Below are 16,127 nucleotides of genomic sequence, written 5' to 3' on the forward strand. Positions count from 1 at the left end.
TAAGCTCTGGTGGCGCAACCGGTTCGCGGGCTGAATGCCGCCCGCACCAGCAACCACCGACTGCTAGCGATCGCGGTGAACGATAATCGAACGGGTGCGCACGCAAGCGGTCGCGACTGAGCGCCGATCCATCATGTTGCGGCTGCCTCCAGTCGTTTTGGTGGCTACGATCGCGGTCGCTGCGTCAATGGCGGGTTGCACCGCGGCGGCACCCCCCAACGCCGCCTCATCACCGCGGGCGGTCGTCGCACCACCACCGTCTCCCAGCTCGGCGGCACCGTCGGCCGTCGCACCACCATCCGATGCGCCAGCCACACCTGCGCCGGCGACCGTCTACCCGGTCACCGCCGCCGAACTGGGCGCAAGCTGGCGGCCGGGCTGCCCGGTGGAGCCGGGACTGCTGCGGCGCGTCGAGGTCAACCACGTCGGTTTCGACGACCAGACCCACCGTGGCGAGCTGATCGTGCACGAAGACCTTGTGCCACAGGTCATCACCATTTTCGAGCGGCTCTACGTGCTGCGCTATCCCGTCGAGAAAATCCGCACGGTCAACAACTATCCGGGCGCCACCGATGAACTGTCCATGGAGGACAACAACACGTCCGCGTTCAACTGCCGCGGCATCCCCGGAACCACCCAGTGGTCGCAACACGCGTACGGCCGGGCCATCGACCTCAACCCCCTGCTGAACCCGTACATCGACGGCGCGGGGGCAATCCAACCAACGAATGCGGCGGAGTACCTCGACCGCGATCGCACCGACCCGGGACTGCTTCACGACGGCGATCCAGCCGTACTCGCCTTCACCGATCAAGGCTGGCAGTGGGGAGGCTTCTGGACGACGCCGATCGACTACCAACACTTCGAGCGACCCTGATCCACGCCGCGCGCGCCAGCGGTGGTCGCAGCTGCGGGAAGTTGTCGTACCCCGCTGCGATGATGAAGTCATGTCTTCGACCGCATCCACCAGCGCCGCTGGGGTGCGTCCTGATGAGCGCCTTGAGGTGTTGTTCGAGGAGTTGGCGGAGTTGACCGGCCAGCGCAACGCGATCGATGGGCGCATCGTGGAGATCGTCGCCGAGCTCGACCGTGACCAGCACTGGGGCGCCACCGGCGCGCGATCAGTCGCGGGATTGGTCGCCTGGAAAACCGGCTCATCTCCGGGCAACGCCACCACTATCGCCACGGTCGCGCACCGACTCGAGGAGTTCCCCCGCTGCGCCCACGGCATGCGGGAGGGCCGATTGTCGCTGGATCAGGTCGGCGTCATCGCCCACCGCGCGCCCGAGGGCTCCGATGCGCATTTCGCCGAGCTGGCCGGGGTCGCCACGGTCAACCAGCTACGCACCGCGCTCAAGCTCGAACCGCGACCCGAACCCAATTCTGACCCACACCCACAACCGTCGATCACCACCAGCAGCGACGACGAGTACACCTGCTGGCGGATCAAACTGCCGCATATCGACGCCGCGAAGTTCGACGCGGCACTGGCCGCCCATCGTGACGCGCTGATCGCCGCATGGCGTCGCGATCGCGAACACAACGACCAGCCATCCGATCACGCGCCCCCGATGCCGGGCACCGTCGACGCCTTTCTGCGCCTGGTCGAGGCCGGATGGGACGCCGAAGCCACCCGCCGCCCCCACGGACAGCACACCACGGTGGTGATGCACCTCGACGTGCACCAACGCACGGCGGCACTGCACCTCGGTCCGCTGCTGTCCGACTCCCAGCGCCGCTACCTGGGCTGTGATGCCACCTATGAAGTCTGGTTCGAACGCGACGGTGAGGTCATCGGCGCCGGGCGAGCGACCCGCCAGATCAACCGCCGGCTTCGCCGCGCCCTCGAACACCGCGACCGGGCGTGCGCGGTACCCGGCTGCGGGGCCAGTCGCGGTCTGCACGCCCACCACATCCGGCACTGGGAAGACGGCGGACCCACCGAGCTGGCCAACCTGGTGCTGGTCTGCCCGTATCACCACCGGCTCCACCACCGCGGCATCATCACCATCACCGGACCCGCAGCCCATCCCACCGTCACCGATGCCGCCGGCCGACCGCTCAGTGCAGGATCGCTCGCGCGCCCACCGATGAAACCCCCGCCGGCGGTCCCACCGTGCCCCGGACCCACCGGCGAACGCGCCAACTGGTGGTGGTACCAACCCTTCCAACCCCACCCACCACCAACAACCAACTAAGTTGATCCCCCGGCGCCGGTCATGGCGGAACATCAAGGCCGACAACGACACCCGCACCCCACCAACCCACCGCCCAAGCCGAGTCGACGCGGCATCGCCGTTGTACGCGGCGGTCGGGGTGGGGGCGGCGAAGGCTCAAGCGGAACCACCCGGTCGCAGCCACGCGGCCGCGTTGGAAAAGTTCAGGCCGGGCGTGGTCCACATCCCCTGGCGCCAAAACGACCAGTCAGGACATTTCACACCGTCACAGTTGACCCAGGCGATGCCATGGCCAGATCGACCACCGGGGCTAGTAGCCCTCAATGAGCGACCAGCCTTTTCAACCGGTCGTTTTCGGCCTAGAGGTCTTTGAGCCGGTTGGCGTCGTTGGCTCCCATTCCGCTCTAGTGAGCAAGCCAGCGATGCCACGTCGATTCGGCGATCTCCGGGTGCCGGCAAACCTCGCTGCGTTCCTGGCCCAAGCCGAGAAACATGTTGCCCTCGGCGAGCTTGCGCGCTTCTTAGATGCTGCCCGCACGTCCGAGCAACAAAGCCACATAACGACTGGGGCTTCCGTGGACCTACGTGCAGGCCCCGGGTGGCTCGAGAGTCAACGTTAGCCTGGCTAACTCGACGCCAAAGACATGCGGTATTGAGTAACACCGGCGATCGATCGGGCTTCCGATCACGAACGATCTACAAGACAAAACGCACGCCTACTGGTTCTCACTCACTTCTTGATTTCTTAGCGGACTACGGCGTGAGCAACGGCTCCGAGGCGCGCGTGACATATAGATCGGCGCGCCACCTCTCCCCCAACACCCGATATGCCTGCTTAATTTCCCTTGCAGATGTTGGGCGTTCAGTATCGAAACGAGTCGCCATCTCGTCCCGCCACCAATCCATTTTGCGTCGATCACCCAGCGGTGAGCTGATCGGTGACCGTAGGGGCGCGTCTTCGTCAGCGCGGGCGTAGGTGTCGAACAGCGTGAGCATAAATGCCTCGTAGGCCGCGAATAGTTCATTGGAAAACAGCACCCGATTGGCGTACATCGTCTCATCCAGTTGGCGCTTCAACAAGATTGCCTGGTCCGGTGTGATCTGCTTCCAGCTTCCGACGAACGTACCGAAACAGAACAACTGGTTCAGTTTCGGCGTGACCACCGAGAAGATCTCGATGCGGCGCGTCACGACCGTTTGGTTCGCCCGCTGCACCACCTCCACACTGCGTAGCCGACGATCCAGGCGATAACCTAGGACTATTACGGCGACAGGCGTCAATACCGCGGCCGCGAGCTTCATCGCTTCAAAGACGATCCACCACCCTTCGCCAGGATCCATCCCAAACTCCTTCCACCGCCGGGGAACGCGTCTATCCAGCATTGTCGCTGAAATTGTGAGGAGCTGCGCTCAGCGCGGCCGCACCACCAAATCCGTTTGAGGTCAAGATCTCACGCGCTGGCTGCCTTGGCGGAACATGCCATGCCAGGTCAGCCGGAAGGATGGCTCGTACATTCATCGGGAAGATCGCAACGCGGTCGGGTCGTTTAGGGATAGATTTGTCGCCATGCTCGAAACGCTAGACCCAATCGGCCTAGCAGTGCAGGGCCGCACCCAAAGCTAGTTGCCTTCCAACGATGCGCGCCAAGACGTTTTAGATGCGAGTCATTCCGTCGTAGTGGTGGGAGCAGAAGATGCATGGTTCGTTGTTTTCGCTGCCATAATCGACTTAGCGCGCCACTGTATTTCCGAAGGCCGTTGCTGTTTCGGCCTCGGGCGCTGGTTCGGCTGCCGGATCGCGGTGGGGCTTGAGTGAAGCTACGCCAGCCAAAAGTGGGGATGGGTCGTCGAAGTCGCCGGTGACATCGGCGACGGCCCTGCCGTCGACGAACAAGCTGTAGAGGTCGTGGTCGGGGAATCCGTGGTTGAGCCGAAGTACCCACCATTGACCGGAGTGCTGTGCGGCATAGGGAAAGAACTTGTATCCGGTCCGCCTCCAATGTGGCCGTGCGGTCTTGTCAATCCCGGGGCCGATCCACTGATGGTCCTTCTGCGCGGGTCACATTGCCATTTAGGCGGCGTCGCCGACATGACGATATCTCAGAGCCGCTGCCTTTGTTCGGTGTTGTTCAGGTTGTGGGAGCTGGTCGGGAATGCTTGGTGCACTGCGTAACTGAGCCGGGGGTTGCTGGGGAAGTTGAAGAGCCCTGGTGTCGTGTTGCGACCGCTGTCGGGCTGTCGCCGCGCAGTTCCGGCCGGGTGGGCGGACCTCCTTGCTGTGGCAGAACGCCTGGACGGAATCTCACAGCAGTCGGTTCCGTGACGAACTCGTAGTTCATCGCACCTCGACGCGCTGTTAGCAGCCCGCGCCATCAGCGAAGACCGGCGCTGCGACTACAAGGCCCACGGGCCGCATCCCGCCCACGGGGAACTCACCCCAGCCGAGTTCGCCCGACGTCACTTAACGGGGCGGAGCACAACTATCCCAGGGACCGTATTGAGGTAGTCAAAGAAGGGGCTGTCGACCACTTTGTTGTTGACCCGCAGTGATGACGCGTTTCGTAGGAAGGACCCATCGGGTGTGTCGACAAAGATGCCAATGTGCGTCACGTCGAGGCCGCCGTCTGCTGCGAATGCTCCGATATAGTCACCACTCCGTAGCTCGCTCACGACGCTGCTGTCGATCTGCTGACTGGGAATGTAGGAGATAGTTCGCGAGACAATCGGTATACCGGGCAAATACACCCCACCAGAATCTTTCTGATTGAGGTCCTTGGTCACCTGAATTGAATTGGCGCCAAGACTCCTCGTGATGTCGGTCGCCACTGGAGGAGCCACCGCGGACCAGTCCGTAAAGAAGTGCTTCCGGCTCCGGAATTCGACGACACCATCCTTATACCGAACGTCGACGAGACGTGCGATGAACTCGTCGCGATCATTGGCTCGTTTCAGCGCCTCCACATAGTCGGCATAGGTGAAACAGTCGACTTTCTGCAGCTGAACGACAAGCTGCTCTGCCTCATCCGCGGAACCGATAAGCGTATGTGCGCCATAGGGCACGCCCACGAACTGCCGTGACAACATCTCCGATCGCTCGGGTGTGCCCATGCTTGACGTGCGAGTCTTAACGCTCAGCAGATTTCGGAGTATGTGCTCGCTCTCGCTGGAGATCCGTACGGAAGGCGACGCCAGTGCATCCGGAGGAGGAGCGGCAGCGGCTGCGAGAGCCAGAATGACCCCTACGCGGACCCCCAGGCGGGCAAGCTTTGTCGCAAAACCGTGTCGGCGTGAAGACACGAATTGCTCCTCACCGGTGTGCGTCAGTTTCACCACTGTACGCAGTGTCGCGGATCGCCAGCAGGTTCAGGGTGTGGCCCAGTCTTCGGCCCACGCGTATAGGGCGGTCAGCAGAACGCCCAGTTCCCGTCCTTTCGGGGTGAGGTGGTAGCCAGCCTCGGTATGGTCGACGACTCCGAGGTCGCGCAGTTCCTTGAGGCGAGTGTTCAGCGAGCCCGGGTTGGTTTCGCATGCCTGTTGAAGCGCACGAAAGCGCAACGGGTCGTGGCGTAGCTCCCAGAGGATGCGTAACGCGCCTTTGCGGCCAAGAACATCCAGGACCACCATGATGGGCCGCCCTGAACGTGAACCGTGTGCGGGTCGACCGGCCGTCGCCGAACTCATGCTATACATTTTATAGCATCGGCAGTAGCCTACAACCATGGAACGCTATAAAAATTCTAGCGCCCGGGTTGCGCCGGCGCCCGAGCCGCTACCACCCGATATCCAGGAGGCCATCGACGCGATCATGAGGGGCCACCCGCCGCTCGCCTTGTTCACCACGATGGCTCGCGACCGGCGCCTATTCTTCAAGTTCTTCAATTCGGGAATGCTCGACCGCGGACATCTGAGCATCCGAGAACGCGAGATCGTGATCGACCGAGTAACAGCGACCTGTGGTGCCGAATACGAATGGGGCGTACACGTGTCGGTCTTCGCGGCTAAGGCCGCGCTCAGCGAGGCCCAAATCGAGTCGCTGACCCACGGAGGACCGGACGACGACTGCTGGACCGACCGAGAAAGAACACTGATCCGGTTGTGCGACACCCTGCACAACGTCTGCACGGTCGACGACGAACTGTGGGCTGACCTTTCCAGCGCGTACTCCGAAGAAGCGATCATCGAATTGCTCATGCTCGCCGGCACCTACCGCACGGTCAGCTACCTGGTGAACGGGTTACAGCTACCGCTTGAACCCAATGCTCGACGGTTCACCGACCTCCCCACCCGTTAACCCGCCGCACACGCGACCTGACGATTCCCTGGCCGGATCTCAGCCGCGCGCCCACCCACGGCCCGATCGTGCTACACAGGCTGGCATGAGCGCCCTTGCCGAGCAGACCCGTTGGATGGATGCGACCGATCAAGCAAAGCTCGTCGCCTCAGGAGAGGTGTCGCCGAGCGAGCTGCTGGAGGCTGCGATCGAGCGCATCGAACGCATCGACCCGGCCCTCAACGCGGTCGTGATCCGCTGGTTCGACCACGCCCGCGAGACCGCCGCCAGCGCCGATCTCCCCAATGGCGCGTTTCGCGGCGTGCCGTTCCTGATCAAAGACCTCTACGCCACATACGCCGGACAACGCATCAGCAACGGCAACCTCGCTTTCAAGGAAGCCCACGTCATCGCCGAGGCCGACACGACGCTCGTCAGCCGCTACCGCGCGGCCGGGCTGGTGATCGCCGGTCGAACGAACAGCCCAGAACTCGGCACCGTACCGACGACTGAGCCGGTCGCGTGGGGTCCGACCCATAACCCGTGGGACACAACCCGCACGCCGGGTGGATCGAGCGGCGGTGCTGCCGCAGCTGTCGCGTCGGGGATGGTGCCGTTCGCTCACGCCAGCGACGGTGGGGGCTCGATCCGGATTCCCGCGTCGTGCTGCGGCCTCGTGGGGCTCAAGCCGAGCCAGGGACGTATCACTCTCGGCCCGGCCCGCGAAGAGAGCTCACTGGCTGTCGAGCACTGCGTCAGCCGTACCGTTCGTGACACCGCCGCCTTGCTCGACGCGACGCGCGGCCCGGGCATCGGCGACACCGTGATAGCACCCCCGCCCACACGTCCATACGTCGACGAGCTTGGCGTGGACCCCGGTCAGCTGCGCATCGGTATCCTCGACCACCATCCACAAGGCGGGCACGTGGATGCCGAAGTGACGCACGCGACGCAGGCCGTTGGCCGGCTGCTCGAATCGTTGGGACACCATGTCGAGGCTTCGTGGCCGTTGGCCTTGGAGGACACCACGTTCAGCTCGAAGTTCGGCGCGTTGTGGAGCGCCAACGTTGGTCTGGCACGGCGCCGCTTCGAGGATCAACTCGGCCGTCGGTTGGCCGACAACGAGCTCGAGCCGGTGAATCGAGCCCAGGCTGACTTCGCCAAACACTTCACTTCCGTCGACTACGCGCAAGCGTTGTCCGCGATCGCGTCGTTTCGAAGGGCGCTTCAGTCGTGGTGGCACGACGGCTGGGATCTGCTACTCACACCTACCGTTGCCGAGCTGCCGATCACACTCGGCACCATCGCCAACGACCCCGAACACCCAATGGCACCAATGCGGCGCTCCGGGGAATTCGTGCCGTTTACTCCCCCGTTCAACACCAGCGGCCAGCCAGCCATCAGCCTTCCGCTGGAGTGGACGGCCCAGGGCCTGCCTGTGGGCGTGCAGCTCGCCGCCGCCTACGGACGTGAAGATGTGCTGATCCGCATCGCCAGCCAGCTCGAGCACGCAAACCCCTGGGCACACCGCACACCCAATATCTGACCGCGAACTGGCGCTCCACATCGCCGCGCCGGCCAGGCTGCCAGGTGTAACCTCGTCTTATGCCATCTGCCCTGGACGGCATGAGAGAGTATTGGGAACGGCTGCGGCGGCAAGGCCTGTGGCCCGTTCCAATCTGGGTTTCCGATGTGAACGACCCAGAGCCCGACGGCGACCCCCAGTCGGCAGTGGACACCCAGTCGGCACCGGTCACCATCAGCGAACCAGACCCAGCCGGCCAAGCCTTTGTCGAGCCGACGTCGTACGACTGGTTTGGCGGCACGATCGTCTAGGGCGCCCCACTTCCCTTCCCTTTCGCAGCGCAGACGCGCACGATGAAAGGGTCCCCGCAAGCCTCACGCGATCGAGAAGGGACAGACGATGAAGGCCAAAGTCGGCGACTTCCTCGTAGTCAAGGGCACCACTACGGAACGACATGATCAGCATGCCGAAATCATCGAAGTCCGTTCGGAAGACGGCTCGCCACCCTACGTGGTGCGGTGGCTGGTAACCGGGCATCAAGCCACGGTCTACCCCGGGCCTGACGCGGTCGTCGAGACCGCCGTCGAACACGCCGCTGCGGCACAGCGTGCCGCGGAGCGGGCCAGTCATCCCAGGAGATAACGAGGCGCAGGCACCCCGGCGATCCAGTCGACGAGCCATGCACGGCGATGAGATGTTCGTCACATTCTCGGGCGGCATGGCGGCGGCGCGAAGGCTAGCAAGCCTGCTGACGCCCCCGTTCCAAGACGCTGTGCCGAAGCGGCCGAAAGGTCGCTGACCTCGACGAAGACCTCTGCGAACCGGATTGGTCACAGCGTGGCGGGCCTGCCTCACCGATGACGGCGGTGAGTCGGCGGGCCAGCCCCGATGACCATCGCTCACGCATGGTCCCATCCTGGTTTGCCGCTCGTCGGTTTCGCGTCCAGCTTCGTGCCAGTTTCGCGGCGTATAAGTCGCCGTGTGAAAAACTTTGTGCGCTTCGCTGCAGCAAGTGCCGCGGTTACCGCCGGTTTGGGGCTCGCGGGCATAGCAACCGCGACCGGCGCCGCGGCCCAAACTGGGCCCGGCTTGTTCGGAACTGACCTGCCTGGTGATCCCGGGCCTGCGGACCCCGGTCCCGGCGGACCTGGTGGACCGGGCGGACCTGGTGGACCAGGCGGACCCGGCGGCCCGGGCGGTCGCGGCCCCGGCGGTCCCGGCTTGCCCGGCGCACCGGGCGGTCCCGGCGCTCCGGGCAGTCCCGGCTTGCCTGGCGGTCCGGGCGGTCCCGGCCGCGGCGGACCCGGAGGCCCCGGCGGACCCGGCGGCCCAGGCGGTCGCGGCCCCGGCGGTCCCGGCTTGCCCGGCGCTCCGGGCAGTCCCGGCTTGCCCGGCGCACCGGGCGCCCCCGGCGCTCCGGGCGCCCCCGGGGCTCCCGGCGGACCAGGCGGACCCGGCGGACCCGGCGGCCCCGGCGGACCCGGCGGCCCAGGGGGTCCCGGCCCCGGGGCCTGATCGGCTGGTGGGCGAGGGCCGTCCGGCAGGAGTGGACCAGTGAGTGGTCGGCTGAAAGCTTGGTTGTCGTGGCGACGTGTTCTCGCCGCAGTCGCCATGGCCGCGGTCCTCGTGAGCGCCCCAGTGACCGTGACGACCGACTCGGGAGACTCAGCACTAGTCGGATCAGTCCCAGTCAACGTCCTCGCCACCGCGCACGCCCAGCCCGACTGTTCCCCGTCAGCGCGGGCCGACTCAATTCGCGACATGGCCCGTTTTGTCGACGAGCACCCGGAGATTCGGACGATGTTGGGTGACGCATGGCGGGAGAGCACCCCGCAAGAGCGACGGGCCGCGATAGAGGCGTACCTGGCCCGGCACCCCGAAGAAGGTGGAGCTTGCCGCCCATAAACCGCCCATAGAGAATGCCGGCATGCCAAGGAATAAGACCCAGGGTTTGCCGGCGACCGTGCTCAGATTACGACCATTCGGTGATCTCGATACGGTGGCACACTCATGAGCGGGAGGCTTGCTGACAAGATCGCCGTGATTTCCGGGGGTGGCACCGGCATCGGCGCGGCTACCGCCCGCCGCTTCGCGGCAGAAGGCGCCCGGGTTGTGGTCACCGGACGGCGACGCGAGCCGATAGAGTCCGTCGCCGCCGACATCGGCGGCGTTGCGGTCGCCGGCGATACCAGCGAAACCGAGCACGCGACCGCCGCCGTCACCGCCGCGTTGACCCACTTCGGCGGGGTGGACATTGTCGTTGCCAACGCCGGCGTCGGGATAGGCGGCGATGTGTTGTCGGTTCGCGATGAGGACTGGCAGCAGATGTTGGACGTCAATGTGACCGGCGCGATGAAGCTGGCCCGTGCGGCGCTGCCGGCGCTCATCGACCGCGGTGGCGGAGCCATCGTCAACATCTCCTCGGTGAGCGCGTTGTCGGCCTCACCCGCCCGCGTGGGGTATGGCGTGAGCAAATCCGCGCTGCTCGCGTTGACCCGATCGATGGCGTATGACTATGGCCGCCAAGGCATCCGAGTCAACACGGTGTGCCCTGGCTGGGTCCGTACGCCGATGGCCGATGCGGCGATGGACTCGTTGGCGAACGCCAAAGACATTGACCGCGAAGAGGCCTACCGAAGGGCCGCAGCGCATCTGCCGCTGAGGCGAGTGGCCCGCCCCGAGGAGATCGCCCACTGCTGCGTGTTCCTCGCCTCCGATGAAGCTTCCTTCGTTACGGGTGCGGTGCTGGTCGCTGATGGCGGCGGCGAGATCGTCGGGACCGGCACACTGGCGTTCGACGACTAGGGACGTACCCCGGCGCCGGCGCCGTTCTCCGGCTTGACGCCGACAACTCTGCCGTACTGTGGAAATCACAGTGGAGGAACGGCCGGCGTGCGCCCGAATCCGAGCGCTCATACCAAGGAGCCGCAGATGAGCACCACCCAGGACATGCCAACGGGCGAATCGATCCAGCTAGAGAGCCCGGACTTCTTGGCCGATCCGTTCGGCGTCTATGACCACTTGCGACGCAACTCCCCGGTCCACCGCGCCACGATGAGCTATATCGGTAACGCCGAGCTCTACGTGTTGGCCCGCTACCACGACTGCGTTGACCTCACCACCGATCCGCGGTTCCGACGCGTGGTCGAAGGCGCCGAGCCACCACCGGTTCCGCAGGCGATCCGATTTCTCAGTACCGACAGCATGATCTACAAGGACGACCCCGAACATCTACGGCTGCGTAACCTCGTCAGCCGGGCGTTCACGCCCAAAGCTATCGCGACGTTGACTGATCGCGTCGAGGCAGTCACGAGCGAACTGCTCGACGGGTTTCGCCGCGGCCAACAAATCGAGCTCATCACCGACTACGCCCTGCCCATCCCGGTCACCGTGATCAGTGAGATGGTCGGCGTCGACGAATCCGATCGGGCTCGCTTCCACGACGGTATGAAACTGATTATCGACGGAGTGACCACCTACGACCTGGAAGCGCTGGCAGCCAAATTCGAAGACCTGATCGACTTCCTGCGCGGCGTCATCGACCGCCGTCGGGCCGAGCCGGCCGACGACATCATGACCGGGCTGATCCACGCGTCTCAGGACGGCGACAGACTCACCGACGACGAGCTCGTGGCAATGGTGTTTCTACTGATCAGCGCCGGTTACGAAACCACCTACAACCTGATCAGCAACGGAGTCGCCGCGCTGCTGACCCACCCGGATCAGCTCGAACTCCTCATCACCAACCCGGAGCTGATCGGTAGCGCCGTCGAGGAGATCCTGCGCTATACCGGCACCATCGGCGGCACCAAACCCAACTACGCAACCGAGGACGTCGAGTGGCACGGGGTTCACATTCCGCGCGGGGCGATGGTCGTCCCGCTGCTGGCCTCGGCGAACCGCGACCCCGCCGTCTTCGACCGGCCCGAAGTCTTTGACATCACGCGATCCCCCAACTACCACATTGCTTTTAGCAAGGGGCCGCACTTCTGCCTGGGCGCCAACCTGGCGCGGATGGAAACCCGCATTGCGATCGGCAATCTCATCGCCAGATTTCCCGATCTGACCCTCGCTGTCGACCCTTCCGAGCTGCAATACGTACCGGTTCCGCTGTGGCGCCGTCTGACCAGGTTGCCCATCACTCTGCGCTGAGAGGGGCTTTGCGGCGCAACTGATACCAGCGTGCGTTGTCGATGGTGAAGCGGCGTCCAAAACGCTTGACCTCGAACGCTTTCATGGCCGCCTGCTCGATGTCGAAATCTGCCGAGAATCGGTCGGCGATTTCGTTGGGCCGCATCCGAATGCCTTCCCACATCACCAGCAACGCGCCGGGCTTGGCGACCGCGGCGAGTTCGCGCGCTAAGGCCTGCTTGCCGTCGTCGGCCAGGGAGTGGTAGCAGCCGTTGTCGATGATCAAGTCGAAGGGTCCCGTGATGCCCTGTTCGGTCAGCCTGGTGACGTCGGCTTCGATGAAGCTGGCGCCGGAGACACCTGCCGCTGCGGCCGTGGCCTTTTGGATTGCGGCGGGCGAGAAATCCACGCCAATGGCACGCCAGCCGTGGCGGGCCAGAAATGCTACGTTGCCGCTGGTGCCGCAACCGACATCCAGCGCGGCACCGGGCGCGACGGCGTTCGGACCGTCGGCAAGGGCACGGATTTCGTCGGGGACCGGGGTGTCCCAGATCGGTCGACGCGCCCGGTACATGGTGTTAAACAGCGCTTTTCGCCACGGCATTGCTAATTCCCTTGTCTGAGGTGGCCCGCCGCGGCGCGCAATTTCTGCTCCGCGAGTAGGTCGTGGGCGGGAAGGATCACCAGATCGGGCAGGTGTTTCTTGAGCGCTCGCACCTTGGCGAACGAATCGGCCAGCAGCTTCTTGTCTCCAATCGCGGGGAACTGGTCGCGGTAGAGCAGTTCCTCGGCGTAGGTCAGGTCGCCGACCAGGAGGAGGGGCGGGGCCGAATTGCGCCGCACCAACATCGACACCGAACCCGCCAGATGGCCAGGAGTGGGCACCACGACCAATGAACCGTCGCCCATCAGATCGAACTTCTCGGTGAATGGCTCCAACGCGGGGTCGTCGTTGGGCTCGAACGGAATCATCCGCCATTTGGCGCCGGGAATCTCGGTGCGCTCACGCAAGACCATGTGGCGCTCGGGGTGATGGGGGCCCCGCATGTAGGCGAATCCCTCTGCGGCGGTGAACAGCTCCGCCTGCGGGATCTCGGCGATGCCGCCGACGTGATCGGAATGGAGGTGGGAGATGACGGCCTTGACCACCATCGCCGCCGAATAACCCGCGCGCTCGAGCTGTACCGAAAGACTGTCGTCCGGCCCGATGTGCCAGCGAAAGATATGCCGCATGAAGAACGCGGTGATCGGGTCGGGCCAGTAGTCGGCATCCGTCTCGACGGCAGGATCCATGCCGGCGTCAAACAGCACCACACCGTCTTGGTGTGCGATCACGTAGACATTGATGGGCAGACGCAGCCAACGCCGGCCGAAGAAGACCCACCAATAGCTAGGTTTGCGGGTCCCGTACACGTGTTCGTAGTGACCCTCACCCGCCCCGGTGGCGATCACGGACACCGCGGTGATCGGGTCACGGTGAGCCAAGCGGTCCATGGGCGGCTCCCGTCGACTCAGGCACAGTTCGTTTCGCACAGGCGTAGGGGCTCTCCCACGGGAGCCTCGAGCGGCCTAGCGATCTGCCTTCCACAACTACAACCGCCGCGATTTGCCCGCTAGAGCAAAATGGCCCTATGACCCAAACGCTGCGACTCACCGCGCTCGACGAGATGTTCATCACCGACGACATCGACATCATTCCTTCGGTTCAAATAGAGGCGCGCGTGTCCGGCCGCCTGGACCCAGACCGGCTTGCCACAGCCCTGCGCGCCGCCGTCGCGAAGCACCCCCTTGCTCGGGCACGACTTGGCCGCGCGCGCCTGACCGCGCGGACACTGTATTGGGAAGTACCCGACCGCGCGGATCACCTCGCCATGGAGATCACCGATGAACCCGTGAGCGAAGTCCGCAGTCGCCTCTATGCGCGGGTTCCCGATCTGCACCGCAGCCCAGTGTTTTCCGTCGCGGTGGTCCGCGAGACCCATGGGGACCGCCTTCTGCTCAACTTCCATCACGCGGCCTTCGACGGCATGGGAGCGATGCGTTTCTTGCTCTCACTCGTTCGGGCTTATGCGGGCGAGCCCGATGAAGTCGGTGGACCGCCCATCGAGGAAGCCCGTGACCTGAAGGGCATTGCCGGCTCCCGCGATCTCTTCGACGTTCTGATCCGCGCCCGGGGGGTCGCCAAACCGGCCATCGACCGGAAGCGAACCACCCGGGTCGCCGCGGACGGCGGCTCGCCGGAGGGGCCGCGATTCGTCTTCGCTCCGCTCACCATCGAGGGCGACGAGATGGCCACCGCACTCGCGCGTCGACCCGCGGGGGCCACGGTGAACGACCTGGCCATGGCCGCGCTGGCGCTGACGATCCTGCGGTGGAACCGCGCCCACGATGTCCCGCTCGCCGATTCGGTGTCGGTGAACATGCCGGTGAACTTCCGGCCGCCGGCGTGGTCGACCGAGGTCATCTCGAACTTCGCTAGCTACCTCGCGATCGTGCTGCAGGTCGAGGAGGTGACTGACCTCGAGAAGGCGACCGCGATCGTCGCCGGGATCACCGGGCCGATGAAGCAATCCGGCGCGGCTGGGTGGGTCGTGGACCTGCTCGAGGGCGGAAACGCGTTGCCGGCCATGCTCAAACGCCAACTCCAGCTGCTGCTCCCGCTGGTCGAAGATCGGGTCGTCGAGAGCGTCTGCCTTTCCAATCTGGGCCGAGTCGACGTCCCCGCATTTGGAGGCGAGGCTGGCGACACCACCGAGGTGTGGTTCAGTCCGACGGCGGCTTTAAGCGTCATGCCGATCGCACTCGGTCTCATCGGTTTCGGCAGGACGCTGCGGGCCATGTTCCGCGCCGACGGACGGGTCATCGGCGACGAGGCGTTGGGCCGGTTTGCCGCGTTGTATCGCGACACCCTGCTGACCTGAGACGGCGCACGGCATTGCCGGTGTCGCCCCGAGTCAGCCGCCGATAGCGCTCATCGGCCGCGCCGGCTGCTGGAATCCGGCGGCGCCGATCCCATGCCCGGCCTTCTTCACCCAAATGGCGTCTCGCCACTGATGGGCAATCGCGACGTCGTCGCCGCCGGTTCGGAGCAATCGGCGCAGGTCGGTCTCCCCGGTGGCAAACAGGCAGTTGCGTAGCTGGCCGTCCGCGGTGAGTCGCACTCGGTCGCAGTCCCCACAGAAAGGTTTGGTCACCGACGCGATCACACCCACCGACGCCGGCCCGCCATCGACGAGCCACCGCTGAGCCGGTGCTGCCCCGCGGGGTCGAGCGTCGGGTGTGAGGGCGAACCTCTCGCGCAGCCGATCAAGAATCTCCTCCGCGGTAATCATCGACGCCCGATTCCACCGATGGTCGGCATCGAGGGGCATCTGCTCGATGAACCGCAGTTCGTAGCCATTGGCCAGGCAGAACCCGAGCAGATCGGCGGCTTGGTCGTCGTTGACGCCACGTTGCAGCACCGCATTGACCTTGACCGGTGCCAGCCCGGCGGCTACCGCGGCAGCCAGGCCATCCAGCACATCGTGGAGCCGGTCACGGCGGGTAATCGCTGCGTAAGCCACGCGATCGACACTGTCGAGGGACACGTTGATCCGGTCCAGGCCCGCATCGGCGAGAACCTTCGCCTTGTGTTTCAGACCCAGACCGTTGGTGGTGACCGATAGATCCGGCCGGGGATGAAGCCCTGCCGCGAAGGACACAAGCTCGGGCAGGTCGCGGCGTAGCAACGGCTCGCCGCCGGTGAATCGGATTTCGGCGATACCCAGCTGGGTGACCGCAATGTGGAGCAGCCGCTGCAGCTCGGCGGTGGACAGCAGTTCGTCGCGAGGCAGCCATTCGAGACCGTCGGCCGGCATGCAGTAGGTGCATCGCAAGTTGCAATGGTCGGTCACCGACACCCGTAGGTCCGTCGCGACGCGCCCGTATTGGTCAATCAGGGCAGGCGAGTCTGGCCGCTGCGCCGATGGAATCGGCGGGGACGGCATACCCAATGCGGTGATGGACACGGTGCTCCCAAGTCAGT

At 65.0% G+C, this 16,127-nt stretch carries 16 protein-coding genes and 1 pseudogene; 10 read left to right on the forward strand and 7 right to left on the reverse strand.

Annotation, left to right across the window (positions count from 1 at the left end; genetic code table 11):
* Window positions 1-133: 133 nt before the first annotated feature.
* Together F6B93_RS14405 and F6B93_RS14410 are read left to right on the forward strand one after the other, a co-directional pair.
* On the forward strand, window positions 134-877 hold the full coding sequence (locus F6B93_RS14405) for a M15 family metallopeptidase (RefSeq protein ID WP_425518553.1): 744 nt from the start codon (window positions 134-136) through the stop codon (window positions 875-877).
* A 70-nt stretch (window positions 878-947) separates the two neighbouring features.
* A complete protein-coding gene (locus tag F6B93_RS14410) occupies window positions 948-2,198 on the forward strand; it encodes an HNH endonuclease signature motif containing protein (protein WP_211695699.1) in 1,251 nt (416 codons plus the stop codon).
* Between the two features lie 341 nt (window positions 2,199-2,539).
* On the opposite strand, the pseudogene F6B93_RS14415 reads toward F6B93_RS14410, so the two are convergent.
* From F6B93_RS14415 to F6B93_RS14430, 4 genes and pseudogenes are all read right to left on the reverse strand, one after another.
* Window positions 2,540-2,692, reverse strand: a pseudogene (locus tag F6B93_RS14415) (IS3-like element ISMyma8 family transposase); the annotation flags it as partial.
* Window positions 2,693-2,930: 238 nt separating this feature from the next.
* Entirely contained in the window at window positions 2,931-3,518 is a 588-nt protein-coding gene (locus F6B93_RS14420; protein ID WP_211695700.1) for a hypothetical protein, read from the reverse strand.
* Window positions 3,519-4,634: 1,116 nt separating this feature from the next.
* Window positions 4,635-5,432: an N-acetylmuramoyl-L-alanine amidase-like domain-containing protein gene (locus F6B93_RS14425; protein ID WP_425518554.1), complete on the reverse strand. Its 798-nt coding sequence runs from the start codon at window positions 5,430-5,432 to the stop codon at window positions 4,635-4,637.
* A 108-nt stretch (window positions 5,433-5,540) separates the two neighbouring features.
* Window positions 5,541-5,858: a winged helix-turn-helix transcriptional regulator gene (locus F6B93_RS14430; protein ID WP_211695701.1), complete on the reverse strand. Its 318-nt coding sequence runs from the start codon at window positions 5,856-5,858 to the stop codon at window positions 5,541-5,543.
* 37 nt (window positions 5,859-5,895) lie between these two features.
* Here F6B93_RS14430 and F6B93_RS14435 point away from each other — a divergent pair, with 37 nt between their 5' ends.
* The 7 genes from F6B93_RS14435 to F6B93_RS14465 all read left to right on the forward strand — a co-directional run bounded on the left by F6B93_RS14435 (window position 5,896) and on the right by F6B93_RS14465 (window position 12,124).
* On the forward strand, window positions 5,896-6,468 hold the full coding sequence (locus F6B93_RS14435; protein ID WP_211695702.1) for a carboxymuconolactone decarboxylase family protein: 573 nt from the start codon (window positions 5,896-5,898) through the stop codon (window positions 6,466-6,468).
* An 85-nt stretch (window positions 6,469-6,553) separates the two neighbouring features.
* Window positions 6,554-7,993, forward strand: coding sequence for an amidase (locus tag F6B93_RS14440; protein WP_211695703.1), 1,440 nt, complete (start codon window positions 6,554-6,556; stop codon window positions 7,991-7,993).
* A 59-nt stretch (window positions 7,994-8,052) separates the two neighbouring features.
* Window positions 8,053-8,283, forward strand: coding sequence for an antitoxin MazE-like protein (locus F6B93_RS14445; RefSeq protein WP_343232703.1), 231 nt, complete (start codon window positions 8,053-8,055; stop codon window positions 8,281-8,283).
* A gap of 88 nt (window positions 8,284-8,371) precedes the next feature.
* Entirely contained in the window at window positions 8,372-8,614 is a 243-nt protein-coding gene (locus F6B93_RS14450) for a DUF1918 domain-containing protein (RefSeq protein WP_211695704.1), read from the forward strand.
* A 339-nt stretch (window positions 8,615-8,953) separates the two neighbouring features.
* Entirely contained in the window at window positions 8,954-9,487 is a 534-nt protein-coding gene (locus tag F6B93_RS22965; RefSeq protein WP_246540787.1) for a hypothetical protein, read from the forward strand.
* A gap of 495 nt (window positions 9,488-9,982) precedes the next feature.
* Window positions 9,983-10,777 carry an SDR family NAD(P)-dependent oxidoreductase gene (locus F6B93_RS14460; protein ID WP_211695706.1) on the forward strand — a complete coding sequence of 265 codons (795 nt, stop codon included), beginning with the start codon at window positions 9,983-9,985 and terminating at the stop codon, window positions 10,775-10,777.
* Between the two features lie 126 nt (window positions 10,778-10,903).
* The gene (locus tag F6B93_RS14465) at window positions 10,904-12,124 is read left to right on the forward strand and encodes a cytochrome P450 family protein (protein ID WP_211695707.1); all 1,221 of its coding nucleotides are present in this window, start codon (window positions 10,904-10,906) and stop codon (window positions 12,122-12,124) included.
* Here F6B93_RS14465 and F6B93_RS14470 read toward each other — a convergent pair.
* Window positions 12,111-12,707, reverse strand: a complete 597-nt coding sequence (locus F6B93_RS14470; RefSeq protein ID WP_211695708.1) for a class I SAM-dependent methyltransferase — start codon at window positions 12,705-12,707, stop codon at window positions 12,111-12,113. The two genes, F6B93_RS14465 and F6B93_RS14470, sit on opposite strands and share 14 nt — an antisense overlap.
* A gap of 2 nt (window positions 12,708-12,709) precedes the next feature.
* The gene (locus tag F6B93_RS14475; protein ID WP_211695709.1) at window positions 12,710-13,597 is read right to left on the reverse strand and encodes an MBL fold metallo-hydrolase; all 888 of its coding nucleotides are present in this window, start codon (window positions 13,595-13,597) and stop codon (window positions 12,710-12,712) included.
* A gap of 137 nt (window positions 13,598-13,734) precedes the next feature.
* Here F6B93_RS14475 and F6B93_RS14480 point away from each other — a divergent pair, with 137 nt between their 5' ends.
* Window positions 13,735-15,024: a condensation domain-containing protein gene (locus F6B93_RS14480; RefSeq protein ID WP_211695710.1), complete on the forward strand. Its 1,290-nt coding sequence runs from the start codon at window positions 13,735-13,737 to the stop codon at window positions 15,022-15,024.
* A gap of 33 nt (window positions 15,025-15,057) precedes the next feature.
* On the opposite strand, the gene moaA is transcribed toward F6B93_RS14480, so the two are convergent.
* Window positions 15,058-16,110 carry a GTP 3',8-cyclase MoaA gene (moaA, locus tag F6B93_RS14485; RefSeq protein WP_211695711.1) on the reverse strand — a complete coding sequence of 351 codons (1,053 nt, stop codon included), beginning with the start codon at window positions 16,108-16,110 and terminating at the stop codon, window positions 15,058-15,060.
* Window positions 16,111-16,127: the final 17 nt, after the last annotated feature.

It is taken from the genome of Mycobacterium spongiae (genome assembly GCF_018278905.1).
GTDB lineage: Bacteria > Actinomycetota > Actinomycetes > Mycobacteriales > Mycobacteriaceae > Mycobacterium > Mycobacterium spongiae.

Excerpts from the sequence above, each read along its gene's own strand:
- F6B93_RS14430 (WP_211695701.1), bottom strand. The coding sequence starts at position 5,858 with ATGAGTTCGGCGACGGCCGGTCGACCCGCACACGGTTCACGTTCAGGG.
- F6B93_RS14470 (WP_211695708.1), bottom strand. The coding sequence starts at position 12,707 with ATGCCGTGGCGAAAAGCGCTGTTTAACACCATGTACCGGGCGCGTCGA.
- F6B93_RS14445 (WP_343232703.1), top strand. The coding sequence starts at position 8,053 with ATGCCATCTGCCCTGGACGGCATGAGAGAGTATTGGGAACGGCTGCGG.
- F6B93_RS14460 (WP_211695706.1), top strand. The coding sequence starts at position 9,983 with ATGAGCGGGAGGCTTGCTGACAAGATCGCCGTGATTTCCGGGGGTGGC.
- F6B93_RS14475 (WP_211695709.1), bottom strand. The coding sequence starts at position 13,597 with ATGGACCGCTTGGCTCACCGTGACCCGATCACCGCGGTGTCCGTGATC.
- F6B93_RS14440 (WP_211695703.1), top strand. The coding sequence starts at position 6,554 with ATGAGCGCCCTTGCCGAGCAGACCCGTTGGATGGATGCGACCGATCAA.
- F6B93_RS14405 (WP_425518553.1), top strand. The coding sequence starts at position 134 with ATGTTGCGGCTGCCTCCAGTCGTTTTGGTGGCTACGATCGCGGTCGCT.
- F6B93_RS14450 (WP_211695704.1), top strand. The coding sequence starts at position 8,372 with ATGAAGGCCAAAGTCGGCGACTTCCTCGTAGTCAAGGGCACCACTACG.
- F6B93_RS14410 (WP_211695699.1), top strand. The coding sequence starts at position 948 with ATGTCTTCGACCGCATCCACCAGCGCCGCTGGGGTGCGTCCTGATGAG.
- F6B93_RS14480 (WP_211695710.1), top strand. The coding sequence starts at position 13,735 with ATGACCCAAACGCTGCGACTCACCGCGCTCGACGAGATGTTCATCACC.
- F6B93_RS14465 (WP_211695707.1), top strand. The coding sequence starts at position 10,904 with ATGAGCACCACCCAGGACATGCCAACGGGCGAATCGATCCAGCTAGAG.
- F6B93_RS14420 (WP_211695700.1), bottom strand. The coding sequence starts at position 3,518 with ATGGATCCTGGCGAAGGGTGGTGGATCGTCTTTGAAGCGATGAAGCTC.
- F6B93_RS14435 (WP_211695702.1), top strand. The coding sequence starts at position 5,896 with ATGGAACGCTATAAAAATTCTAGCGCCCGGGTTGCGCCGGCGCCCGAG.